Consider the following 12,141-nt stretch of genomic DNA (forward strand, 5'->3'; position numbering starts at 1 on the left):
TCTCTAGAACAACATTCAAGCCCCTGCCGCAAGCGGGGGTTTTGGATTTCCGGGAGGCATGGGGACATTGAAACTTAATGCAACTGCTGTAGATTTGAAGCAAATCGCGGGACAAGTGGTGGATTACACCTTCGGGATGGATCTGACATGGGATTGGCCTGGCGGCGTCGCCTTCTACGGGGTGAGCCGGGCGTTTGAAGCAACAGGCGAGACGGCTTATCTGGAACGCATGGCTGCCTGGGTGGATGAATATATCGAAGCGGGGCTGCCAAGCTGGACGGTGAATACCTGTGCTATGGGGCATATGCTTCTCACCTTGCATGAACATACGCAGGATCAAAAATATCTCGATATTATTATGAGCAAAGTGGATTATCTGGAGAATAAGGCGCTCCGCTTCGGAGACCGGGTGCTCCAGCATACGGTATCAGCGAAGAATGATTTCCCTGAGCAATGCTGGGCGGATACACTCTTCATGGCGGCGTATTTCCTGTTGAGGGTTGGTGTTATGCAGGGTCGCAAGGATCTGATTGAAGATGCCCTTCATCAATTCTATTGGCATATCAATTACTTGCAGGATGAAGAGGACGGCTTATGGTACCACGGCTACAACCATATCAATAAGGATCATATGTCCGGCATGTACTGGGCGCGCGCCAATGCATGGGCAGCTTATACGATGTCGCGGGCAGCAAGAGGAGTGCCGGAAGGCTATCTGTACCCTCCGATGATGCATATTTGGAGCGCCTTGCGGGATCAGCTTGCGGCCATCAAGAAGCTGCAGAAGGAGGACGGCCTTTGGGGAACGGTGCTCGACTATCCGGAGGCTTACGGCGAAGTATCCGCTACGGCAGGTATCGCAGCAGCAATGGTCATGCAGAATAACCCCCTTCATGGCAAGTATGTGCAGAAAGCATTGGACGGTGTACTTGCCAACATTGCGAGCAGCGGCAGGGTGCTGAATGTATCCGGCGGAACGGCCGTGATGAAGGACATTGACGGATATCTCGGCATCGATAAGAAGTGGGCGCAAGGCTGGGGGCAGGGGCTCGCGCTAGCGCTGCTGACGGCTGTGATCGAGAATGAAAAAAGAGCCGTCTAAGCAGAAAAAGATTGATTTGAACCGCAAGGGCTGTCGCCTTTGCGGTTTTGCTCGTTGCAGGAGTTATCCGGACTTACATTTTTGTAAATCTGCGTTCCGTCTTATGCAATTCATGCTGGCGTTTCTCCAGACTGCGATGCTCCATACCGGTGTAGTTATACCACTTCAGCTTGCGAATCCCCATTTTACGGAATGTTCCCCGAAATAAAATCTTGGTTACGGGATCGCCAAATATCCACTTGTACACGGCATTAGGCGTACTCATAACGGTTAACAAGGAGACGCCTTTAAGCTTAGGCATCAGGCTGTAAAAGGGACGGCCTCCCTTTCCTTCATCAAACAAAACGCCTTTCACAAATACTTTGTCGATAAAGCCTTTTGTAAGCGCGGGCATTGCTTCCCACCAGATCGGGAAAATAAAGATGATATGATCAGCTGCGATCAGCCGCTGTTGATACTGGAGGACAAGCGGGTCATTTGTTCTTCTCTGCCGCCACATCGCAAGATCATCTGCCGATGTGACCGGATTAAAGCCGTCAGCATGTAAATCAATGAGATCGATATGATGGCCATTCGCGGTTAAGCCGCGTGTTGCAGCTGCCAATAACGCAGCAGAGTAGCTTCTTTGATGAACGATATTTTCGGATGCGGCAGCTCCATAGGGATGATCAAAGACAATAACAATATTCACGAAGGGTCACCTCTGATTGAATTTTGTGAATCAATATTGATTCTTTGGAATCAATCATATTATTTTGTTTCCTGGAAGTCAATAATGTTTCTATGTATATTTATTTGGTGCCCGATCACTGATATACTACAAGCAGATGATGAATAAGGAGAGCATTCAATGACGCATTCCGCAGAAAAAGAAATCCTCCTGAACGAAATGCTAGTTCAGGTAGGTCTTATACAGAAGAAATTTCAATCTGAAGGCGAGGATGAAGAAAAGCGCTGGATGATGGCTCAAACGAAGGATCCCAAAGCTATTCAATTTCTAAAAGAAACATCGACGATTATGCTGCATGTGATCGATGCAATTGGTGAGATGCAGCCGGTTAACGGGATTGCGATCTCGAAGCACTTTGGCATTCCAAGAGGCAGCATATCGAAGCTTACGCGCAGGCTTGTTGAACAAGAGGTGATAAACAGCGAGAATTTGCCAGGCAATAAGAAAGAGGTATGGTTCTCCCTTACCCCCTTGGGCCAAAGCATTTATGATCTCCATAAGAATTTACACGCTCAAATTGGGCAAAATGTCCGGAAATTTCTCGGCAGGTATAGCATCGAGCAGATGAAATTTCTGTTGCAATGCATGAAGGATACGTCGCAAACCTCATGGGTTGCGGATGAGACGAAGGAGCGTAAAGAAGCGCCCCAGGAGACCTCCGCCATGAGCGACATGCTGGCGCTGCTTCAGCAATTAGACGACCGCAAGCTAAAGAAGGCGAAGGAGTTAATTCAGGTCGCTTTCTTTGATTAGTTGGAAGAGAAAAGCACGCCGTTTAATGGCGTGCTTTTTTAATTTATTACAAAACCTCACTTAATAAATTACATTTTATTAAAAATTCCAGCAGGTATAATTTTTTACAAGAGCTCACCTTATAAGGAAAGAGGGATTGATAATATTGAAAGCGGTTTTAGGCAGCGATAGTCAGCGTATCAAAATAAGGAGAACAAACCGAATCGTTCAAAACCTAAAAAGAGATTATTTGTTATATGCCCTCTTACTGCTGCCAATGGCGTATATCGCGATTTTTAAATATGCGCCAATCTACGGCGTGCTGATGGCCTTCCAGGATTACAACATTTTTCAGGGAATCAGCGGAAGCGAGTGGGTCGGGCTTGACGTATTCCAGTTCATCTTTCAGCAGGACAGCTTTTACCGCGCTTTAAAAAACACGCTTATTCTGAATCTTCTGGATTTGGCTGCAGGCTTCCCGGCACCTATTATACTGGCGATTTTGTTAAATGAACTCAGGTTTACGCGCTTTAAAAAATTAACGCAAACCGTTCTGTATCTGCCGCATTTTTTGTCCTGGGTCATTATCGGAGGCATGGTATACCTGATGTTCTCGTCGGGCGGCATGGCCAATACAATCTTGTCCGGCATTGGTCTTGGCAAAATGGAATTTCTCTCCGACAAAACAAACTGGCTAATCATGTATGTGGCCGTTGGGATATGGCAGAGTGCCGGCTGGGGGACAATTCTTTATTTGGCTGCTATGATCGGGATAAACAAGGATTTGTACGAGGCGGCAGACATCGACGGGAGCAGCAGACTTCGTAAAATCTGGCATATTACGTTGCCGGGCATCAAACCAACCATCATCATTCTGCTTATTTTACAGATCGGAAGAATGGTCTCGATCGGGTTCGACCGGCCGTTCGTAATGGGAAATTCTCTCGTCAGCGATTACTCCGATGTAATAAGCACTTATGTCTATCGGATCGGGATCGGCTCCGGCGATTTTTCGCAGGCAACGGCTGTCGGATTGTTCCAATCGGTTGTTGGACTGATATTTCTACTATCGGCCAATTACATTGCCAAAAAAATCGGCGAGCAAGGAATTTGGTAAAGGGCGTGAGTTTGTTGAGCAGATCAAAAACGAATCTCGTAGACATGCTGATTGTTTTATTCATAACGGTGGTTTCATTAACCTGTCTTGTTCCGTTCTTATATATGATAGCGCTTTCTTTCAGTTCGAATAATGCGATAATATCACAGAAGGTTTCGCTTTGGCCGGTAGAATTTACGCTTGAAACCTATAAAACGATCTTGAGCGATAACGACATGATTTATACCCTTGGTTATACCATTGTGCTTACCATTTTGTTTACCGCGTGCTGCATGTTCTTAACCATATGCGCAGCCTATCCGCTTACGAAGAAAAGATTGATGGGCAGAAATTTTATGTTAACCGCGATGGTGTTCACCATGTATTTCAGCGGAGGACTGATTCCGAGCTATATCCTGGTGAAAAACCTGGACATGATGAACACGATGAGCAGTCTGATTTTGCCTGGCGCATTGAGTGTTTTTAATATGATCATACTCAAAACCTTCTTCTCGTCTCTTCCGGAGAGCCTGGAAGAAGCGGCAGCCATTGACGGTTGTAATGAATGGGGCATTCTTGTCAAGGTTGTTCTTCCGTTATCCATGCCTTCAATAGCCACATTAAGCCTCTTTTACGCGGTTGACAGATGGAACGGCTTCCAGGATGCGCTGTTTTATATCACAGACAAGAACCTATATCCGATGCAATTAAAGCTGTATCAGATTATTACCGCCAACCAGCAGCTGGATTCGCAGCAAGGCGAAGGAAGCATGGGGGCGTTTATCGTTCCGGAATCCTTGAAGGCCGCAAGCGTCATGTTTGCTACCGTACCGATCTTGCTGGTCTATCCAAAGCTTCAGAAATATTTTGTTGACGGCGTGATGACGGGGGCTATTAAGGGATAAGGCAATCGAATGGAAAGGTGGTGATCGTTGCCTGATTGCCGGAATGTTATGAACAATTATTGGGGCCAAGTATGATTTCATAAAGACGACGACTAAGAAAAAGTGAGGTTGAAAACATGAACAAAAAAATGTTGGTGTTATTGCCCGTTCTTACTTTGTTAGCCAGCGGATTGGCAGGGTGCGGCGGCGATAACAATAATAAAGGGAACCAGCCGACCGAAGCATCGTCCGATTCAACAGAGACCAAAGGCACTTCAGGCACTCCGGTTACTCTTACGGTAGAAGTATTTGACAGAGGTATACAGGGACAGCCCGATTTGAACAATAATACCTGGACAAGGTATATTAATGAAAATTTCGGCAAGGCGAATAATGCAGTCGTGAAATTTGTTACGGTTCCGAGATCGCAGGAGATTGATAAGCTGAACGTCATGATGGCAGCGGACGAAGCGCCGGATATTTCCTTTACTTATGACAGCGCAACCGTATCCCGGTACGCAAAGATTAACGGGATTATGCCATTGGACGATCTGCTTGAGAAGTACGGCCAGGATCTGAAAAATTATCTGGGTGAGACCGTTCTTACTTACGGGCAATTCAACGGAAAACAGATGGCGATCCCCGCAAAACGAACCTCGCTGGCTTGGATCGGCAGTTTTATCCGGAAGGATTGGCTGGATAAATTAGGACTGCCTGTCCCGACAAACAGGGATGAATTGTATAATACTCTCGTTGCGTTCAGAGATCAAAATCCCGGAGGCGTAGACGGCGTTATTCCTTGGGGATTGGCGGCGACCGGCATGAATTACGGCACCGGCAATTTGGCCGAGTCTTTCTGGGGTGAGCAGTCGGAGGAGGAATTCGTAACCTCTCCGAATTGGTTAAAGCCCGGAAACAAGGAATCGCTGAAATTCCTCAACAAGCTGTACAACGAAAAGCTGATCAGCCCGGATTTTGCGCTGGACAAAACCGCAAAGCAGGCGGACGCAGATGTCACAAACGGCAAAGTCGGTTTTTTCAGCGCAAACTGGGATTACGCGTTCAGACAGAACATAAGCGAGCCGCTTAAAGCCAATGTGCCTGAAGCCAACTTTGTTCCGATCGATACGTTTAAAAACGATGAAGGCAAATACAAAAAAATGGTGTACAACGAAAATGGCGTCAATGTCTTTATTCCGAAGTCCAGTAAAAATGCAGAGCTGGCAATCAAATACTTAAACTGGATGGCGAACCCCGACGTGTTATTTTTCCTGCAATACGGGGAGGAGGGAGTTAACCACAAAATGGTTGACGGAATCCCGCAGGTTATTGCGCAAACCGGCGACAATATGCAAACCAGCCCCCAAAATCTCGACTATACCCTGGTGGTAAACGGCGTTGAGCTAGGAGATCAAGAGAAGAACATTAAGGCGCTTTCCGCTTCGTATTCCGGATTAGAAGAGACCGCGGTGCAATCTTACAAAATTAATACGACGGACGGTTACACCGCCTTCTTCTACGATACGCCAAATGAAGCCAACATCAAGTTCGGCAAGACGCTTGGGGATATGAACAAGCAAATGACGGATAAGCTGATTGTATGCAAGCCTTCGGAATTCGACAGCTTGTACGACAAGCTTGTTGACGAATATATGGCAGCAGGCGGCAAGGCTGTTATGGAAGAGAATATGAAAATTTACGAAGCGATGCAGGCAAACAAGAAGTGATATAATGGGTTAGCTTGCTGACAAGCCTATGGACTTAAGGGTCCATAGGCCTTTGTCTATATGAAATGAATAGCTATGATTCGTGCCTGGTTACTGGAATTCCCGCGATTATGACGAGAAGAACCTATTGGGAGGTACTTATGTATAGTGTCATTATTGTAGATGATGAGCCATGGGCGATTAAGGGAATAAGAAATGCCTTTGATTGGAGTAAACACGGATTTGAAATCACGGGTCAGTTCACGAGCGTTCATAAGGCATTTGAGTTTATATGCGAGGAAAGTCCCGATTTGATCGTTACAGACATTAGAATGCCTGAAATTTCCGGGCTGGAGCTAATGAGAATGACCAGAGAAAAGGGCAAGGATGCCGATTTTGTTGTTGTAAGCGGTTTTGCCGAATTTGCCTATGCGCAGGAAGCTATAAGATACGGGGCGCTTGATTATTTCTTAAAGCCTATCGATATTGAGCTGGCGGATTCTTTAATAAAAAAGCTGGCTGTTCATTTTGCTAACAAGAGAGGCAATCAAAATAACCTTATCCTGGAGGCATTAATATCGGCGGACAAAAATGAATTGAGCCGTTTAACCCGTTTCTTTGACTGTTTCTCGGAGAATGACTATTATCGCGCGCTGATCCTTTATTCTAATCGTGATAATATCAGCAGCAAAAAGAGGTTTGATGTTGAACATACCTTGGAAATAGAGCTGGGATCAAGGAAAACGCTATACATACTAAAAAGTGGCCAAATCACGAATTTGAAAGAGCTTAATTTTACGGGATCAGATATTAAAGCAGCAGGAATCAGCAGTATCTCAAATCATTACAAGGATTTTGCGAAGCTGATCAAAGAATCCGATCTGGCAGCATCCAAGGTTTTTTTGAATGAGGATGAAAAGGGCCTGTTCGAATACGAACAAAAGCTGAATATAGTCAAGCCTTTTATAGACAGCATATCCGTTATTATTCAGGAGAAACAGTTCGAAGCATTGGAAGATACCATGGGGAGGCTTAAAAACGACTTTAGCAAAAATAACGCAGGAATGGGGGAGGTTGTTTATTTATGGAATCAGGTGGTCAGCGTGTTGTTGGCTTCCTTCTACGAAGAGTTGAAAGACATGGAGCTGGGCTTCCTTAATTATTCCGAGCTCAAGGAGCGCTTTGAAAACTTTGAATCCTTATGCAGTTTTTTATATGATGTCCTTCTCTATATCAGGCAGTTGGACCGTCAATCCGTAAGTGAAGGCGATATCAGCTCCTATTTTACCCAGATGGTGAAATATATCGATAATCATTATTCAACCAAGTTGTATCTTAAAGATTTATCTGCAAAGTTTTTTCTTAATCAGGTGTATTGCTGCCAGCTTTTCAAGAAAAATTTGGGGAAAACCTTCTCGGAGTATGTTACGGAATTGCGAATAAACAAAGCCTGCGAGCTGTTGAAACATACGGCAATGTCAGTTGAGGAAGTGGCATTAAAGGTAGGAATTAGTGATTATTATTATTTCAATAAAGTATTCAAGAAGCAATGCGGAATAACTCCCGCCAAGTACAGAAAATGCTGATTTTTAAATTAACGAATCGGAGTGGGCGGCTTGAAGATCAGCAAACTGAAGCTCAAGCATCAGATCTTCCTTATCGTGTTATTTTCGGTCATCATCTTTACCTTTATGGAGGCTTATTTCTATTTCAGCTTTTATAATCTGACCCAGACAAGGGCTGCCAATTACGGAAACAAAATCATTGAGCAGACGCGCCAAAAGATCGATTCGGTGTTCAACGATATAAAAATCAGCACCAACATAGCCGTGGACAATAGAAAGATTCAGGAATTTACAACGGCTGAAGATGATTACACGAGAGATATTGATATAGGCAATTACGTCATCGATTTGATGGAATATATGAGATCCTTTAATTCCTATGTAAACGGAATAGTCATTAATGATAATGCAGGAAGAAAAGTTTACAGCATCGATACGAAAACCGGCGATATCTTTTTCTTGAATCAGTATCACGACTTTATCAACAAATACAAAAACGACAGCGAGGCGTTAAAAAAGGGAAGGTTTACGGATTTATTAAAGGACGAGAAAACCGGAAATGAATATTTCTTTTACGTGGTACCTATTATCGAATCGATAGGCGGCGTTCATTTTTCCAAAAGAACCGGTTTTTGTTCCATTATGGTCAATACCGGAAAGCTGCAGGAGTTGATTGAAAATACGGAGCTTACGCCGCATTCCACCTTGTATATTCTGAACAGCAGTAACGAAGTAATAGCTTCCAACCAGGCAAGCTTCCGCGGCGTTTTATTCGAAGACATCCTGTCCGCAGACCGGGAGAGCTTGACAAGCGGGGTGAAAACGAGGATTAACGGGGAGAAGGTTATCGTTCAGCAAAAAGGTCTGGAGCAGGCGGACGGGTGGAGTATCGTCAGCATTATTCCGGTCCATGAATTGACATCCGACATGAACCCTATTAAGAACAACAGTATTATTGCCGGAATCGGAATCATTTTGAGCCTCTTTATTCTGGGATATTTTTTTCTGAATAATTTGACGCGGCCGGTTATGGGTCTTGTAGCGGATATGAGGAAAATCGGCAAGCGGGAGGCCGGCTTCAGAGTAAAGGTCCGCTCAACGAATGAAGTTGGGGTATTGGCTTATGATATTAATCGCATGATCGACAAGATGGAGGATATGTCCAGTCATGTTATCCATACACAAGCAAGATTGTACGAATCGGAGCTTAACAAGAAGCAGGCGGAATTTTCTGCCCTGCAGAGTCAAATCAATCCGCATTTCCTCTACAATACTTTAAATTGCATTAGCAGCATCGGGCTGGAATACGGCAGCAAGGAAATTGCCCAGATCACCTCGTGCATGTCTAAAATTTTCCGATACAGCGTGAAAGAGGATGAACTGGTACGGATCAGCGAGGAAATCGAATGCATTAAGGCCTATTTGAATATTATCTCTATTCGATATGAAAACAAGTTTGCCATGGAAGTGCGGATAGATGAGAAGCTGCTCGACCTGCAAACACCCAAAATGATTTTGCAGCCTATTGTGGAGAACGCGGTTTATCATGGCCTTGAGAGAGTTGATGCAGGCGGACAGCTTAAGGTTACCGGCTATATTGATGCCAAAGGAGACATATGCTTTACTATAACGGACTCGGGAAGAGGGATGGAAGAGGAGAAGCTCGGGCACATAAAAGCAAAGCTGGATACGGAAGATCCGGATAGAGGGTCAGGGAAAAGCATTGGTCTATCGAATATAAACAACCGAATAAAGCTGCTGTTTGGAGAAGGCTACGGGGTGGTAGAAATCGTTAGCCGAATGGGGTACGGGACTGCTGTAACCGTTAAAATCCCGGCGCTGAAATAGAAACGACGAAGGCCTGAATGCCGCAAGCATTCAGGCCTTTCTCATGGCGTCATACTGATGCCATTTTGCCAGCCTGCGATATTTACGATTGGCGCTCCCCGGTTGCCGGTTTATTTTATGATTACAATGTCGGGAGTGCCCGTTATATTGCACCTGAGGGAGAGATTGAAGGGGATATTGAATTAAAGAGACAGTACCGGATCAAGCAGGGCGTCATGGACTATATGATAGAGAGTTCCATCAACATTAATGACGAGGTGCTGCAAAAGGAGCTTAGCCAAACCTCGGATGAGAAGATGAAGAATATCGTTGCGACAATTCAAAAGGAACAAAACGAGATCATTCGTAATGAATCTTCTTATGAGCTTCTTATTCAAGGCGTAGCGGGATCGGGCAAAACGTCGGTAGCGCTGCACCGAATTGCCTTTCTGCTATACAGGCACAAGGGGCTGCTAACTCCCGATAATATGCTGATTCTCTCGCCAAACAAAGTGTTCTCCGATTATATCTCGAATGTCCTTCCTGAGCTCGGCGAAGAACAGATAGCCGAAATCGGATTCGACGCCATTGCAGCCAGCGAGCTCGCCTCTGTATGCACCTTCCAGACATTCGACGAGCAGGTATCCGAGCTGGCTGTTTCCCCGGAACCTGATTTAATTGAGCGTATACGGTTTAAGGCTAACATGGCGTTTGTAACGGAAATGGACCGGTTTGTGAACGAGGTTGAGGAAAACTATTTTTGCCCGACAGATCTGTACATTGCCGATGTACATCTGACCAAACAGCAAATAGCAAATGCCTACGAAGCGGGCCAGTAACCTGCCATTCAAGCAACGGATAGATAGAACGGCAGTATTGATCGCCGCGGGAGCAAGGGACAGCAGTGGTGATAAAGCAGCGAAATCGACGTCAAACAAGATCAAAACAGCAGTTAAGAAGATGGTAAAAACGAATAAACTCCTTACCATATAACGGGACTTCTACGATTACCTTGGAAGGCCGGAGTTGTTCCGGTTCAAGAGCAGGAGAATGGTGGAATTCTCCGACGTTTTTCCGCTTGTCTATTTGAAAATCCGGCTTGAGGGCTCAACAAGATATGAAGCAGTCAAGCACCTGCTCGTGGATGAAATGCAGGATTATACGGCGGTTCAATATGCGGTTATCTCCTTATTGTTCAAATGCAAAAAAACAATTCTTGGCGACAGCTCGCAATCGGTTAATCCTTACTCCTCCTCATCCATCTCTGTGATTAAGCAGGTATTTCCCGGAGCAGACACGGTAGAGCTGCTCAAGAGTTACCGGTCAACCTACGAGATTATTCATTTCATTCAGAGGATTAATCCCAATAGCAAGATCATTCCGATAGAACGGCATGGCGATCAGCCGCGGATCATGCAAGCTTCTGATCATGCTGAAGAGCTTGTGCAAATTAACGAACGGATTAAGCAATTCGAGGAGTCCGGCAACCGCACGTTAGGGATCATTTGCAAGACGCAGGCTCAGGCGACACAGCTCTATGAGGAATTAAGCCAATCTCACGGGATGATCCATCTGCTTACTTTCAGCAGCGAAAGGTTTCAGGAAGGTATTATAATAACTTCTTCCCATATGGCAAAAGGGCTGGAATTCGACCATGTCATCGTTCCTTTTGTAAGCGAGTCTAATTACAACTCAGAACTGGATAGAAGCTTGCTATATATTGCTTGCTCGAGAGCGATGCATGCGTTGGCATTGACCTTTCATGGAGCATCCTGCCCGTTTATTTCGTAGAAAAGTTAATTGAAGATCGTATCGAAGATTGACTCAATTTTGCTAACAATATCAAACTGACCGTTATCGAATTTCCACATTACGATAGCTCCGATCATGGCTGCGGTATAGGCATCAAAAAGCTTTTTCGCAGGCTCCGTGGAATGAATTTCCTTCCTTTCAATCGCTTTACGGATCAAGTCTATGGATTGGCCCTCCGCATTCAAATAGGTGTGAAAATGCTCGCCGTCAAGCTCAAAGTCAGCCATAAGGATGTGATACATAAAGTCGTGACCGACTTGATGAAGGATAGCTGCGTAATCCAGCGTATGTTTCTTAAGGATTTGCTTGGGGGAAATTAAGCTTAGATCCAAGGAGATATTGGTAACCTGGGTGGAAAACCAAAATAATAGCAATTCGTTTTTACTAGTAAAGTGATGGTAAAAGGAACCTCGCGTTACTTTGAGCTGATTGCAAATCATGTTGATGCTGACTTGCTCGAAGCCAAGCTCTTTGAACATGCTTACGGCTACTTCACACATGTTTTCTTTCGTTGTAATCATCCGTTTCAACTCCTAAAACGTTTAGTTCATTTGACCAAGTACATTCTTGGTCATGAATTAAACGTACTTCGTAAGCGTAATCCTAAAACGTTTAGTTCATTTGACCAAGTACATTCTTGGTCATGAATTAAACGTACTTCGTAAGCGTAATCCTAAAGCGTTTAGT

At 44.8% G+C, this 12,141-nt stretch carries 11 protein-coding genes; 9 read left to right on the forward strand and 2 right to left on the reverse strand.

Annotation, left to right across the window (positions count from 1 at the left end):
- Positions 1–67 precede the first annotated feature (67 nt).
- Positions 68–1,102, forward strand: coding sequence for a glycoside hydrolase family 88/105 protein (locus BM200_RS16005; protein WP_245773043.1), 1,035 nt, complete (start codon positions 68–70; stop codon positions 1,100–1,102).
- A 73-nt stretch (positions 1,103–1,175) separates the two neighbouring features.
- On the opposite strand, the gene BM200_RS16010 is transcribed toward BM200_RS16005, so the two are convergent.
- Complete coding sequence (locus tag BM200_RS16010; RefSeq protein WP_091187304.1) at positions 1,176–1,793, reverse strand: NAD(P)H-dependent oxidoreductase; 618 nt, start codon at positions 1,791–1,793, stop codon at positions 1,176–1,178.
- 159 nt (positions 1,794–1,952) lie between these two features.
- Here BM200_RS16010 and BM200_RS16015 point away from each other — a divergent pair, with 159 nt between their 5' ends.
- From BM200_RS16015 to BM200_RS30400, 8 genes are all read left to right on the forward strand, one after another.
- A complete protein-coding gene (locus BM200_RS16015) occupies positions 1,953–2,585 on the forward strand; it encodes a helix-turn-helix domain-containing protein (protein ID WP_091187306.1) in 633 nt (210 codons plus the stop codon).
- A 145-nt stretch (positions 2,586–2,730) separates the two neighbouring features.
- A complete protein-coding gene (locus BM200_RS16020; RefSeq protein WP_245773044.1) occupies positions 2,731–3,681 on the forward strand; it encodes an ABC transporter permease in 951 nt (316 codons plus the stop codon).
- Between the two features lie 11 nt (positions 3,682–3,692).
- Positions 3,693–4,565 carry a carbohydrate ABC transporter permease gene (locus BM200_RS16025; protein ID WP_425434573.1) on the forward strand — a complete coding sequence of 291 codons (873 nt, stop codon included), beginning with the start codon at positions 3,693–3,695 and terminating at the stop codon, positions 4,563–4,565.
- 116 nt (positions 4,566–4,681) lie between these two features.
- The gene (locus BM200_RS16030; RefSeq protein ID WP_091187307.1) at positions 4,682–6,271 is read left to right on the forward strand and encodes an extracellular solute-binding protein; all 1,590 of its coding nucleotides are present in this window, start codon (positions 4,682–4,684) and stop codon (positions 6,269–6,271) included.
- A 140-nt stretch (positions 6,272–6,411) separates the two neighbouring features.
- Positions 6,412–7,836: a response regulator transcription factor gene (locus BM200_RS16035; protein ID WP_091187310.1), complete on the forward strand. Its 1,425-nt coding sequence runs from the start codon at positions 6,412–6,414 to the stop codon at positions 7,834–7,836.
- A gap of 21 nt (positions 7,837–7,857) precedes the next feature.
- Positions 7,858–9,663, forward strand: a complete 1,806-nt coding sequence (locus BM200_RS16040) for a cache domain-containing sensor histidine kinase (RefSeq protein ID WP_245773045.1) — start codon at positions 7,858–7,860, stop codon at positions 9,661–9,663.
- Positions 9,664–9,680: 17 nt separating this feature from the next.
- The gene (locus BM200_RS30395; RefSeq protein WP_245773046.1) at positions 9,681–10,481 is read left to right on the forward strand and encodes a UvrD-helicase domain-containing protein; all 801 of its coding nucleotides are present in this window, start codon (positions 9,681–9,683) and stop codon (positions 10,479–10,481) included.
- Positions 10,482–10,692: 211 nt separating this feature from the next.
- Positions 10,693–11,433: a 3'-5' exonuclease gene (locus BM200_RS30400; protein ID WP_245773047.1), complete on the forward strand. Its 741-nt coding sequence runs from the start codon at positions 10,693–10,695 to the stop codon at positions 11,431–11,433.
- 5 nt (positions 11,434–11,438) lie between these two features.
- Here BM200_RS30400 and BM200_RS16050 read toward each other — a convergent pair whose 3' ends face one another.
- Complete coding sequence (locus BM200_RS16050; protein WP_091187314.1) at positions 11,439–11,975, reverse strand: TetR/AcrR family transcriptional regulator; 537 nt, start codon at positions 11,973–11,975, stop codon at positions 11,439–11,441.
- Between the last annotated feature and the right edge of the window lie 166 nt (positions 11,976–12,141).

The sequence above is a fragment of the Paenibacillus catalpae genome (assembly GCF_900112695.1).
In the GTDB taxonomy this organism is placed as follows: domain Bacteria; phylum Bacillota; class Bacilli; order Paenibacillales; family Paenibacillaceae; genus Pristimantibacillus; species Pristimantibacillus catalpae.

What these genes read in the sequence shown, in the direction of transcription:
- BM200_RS16015 (WP_091187306.1), top strand. Translation starts at nt 1,953, where the DNA reads ATGACGCATTCCGCAGAAAAAGAAATCCTCCTGAACGAAATGCTAGTT.
- BM200_RS16030 (WP_091187307.1), top strand. Translation starts at nt 4,682, where the DNA reads ATGAACAAAAAAATGTTGGTGTTATTGCCCGTTCTTACTTTGTTAGCC.
- BM200_RS16035 (WP_091187310.1), top strand. Translation starts at nt 6,412, where the DNA reads ATGTATAGTGTCATTATTGTAGATGATGAGCCATGGGCGATTAAGGGA.
- BM200_RS30395 (WP_245773046.1), top strand. Translation starts at nt 9,681, where the DNA reads ATGCCGCAAGCATTCAGGCCTTTCTCATGGCGTCATACTGATGCCATT.
- BM200_RS30400 (WP_245773047.1), top strand. Translation starts at nt 10,693, where the DNA reads ATGGTGGAATTCTCCGACGTTTTTCCGCTTGTCTATTTGAAAATCCGG.
- BM200_RS16050 (WP_091187314.1), bottom strand. Translation starts at nt 11,975, where the DNA reads ATGATTACAACGAAAGAAAACATGTGTGAAGTAGCCGTAAGCATGTTC.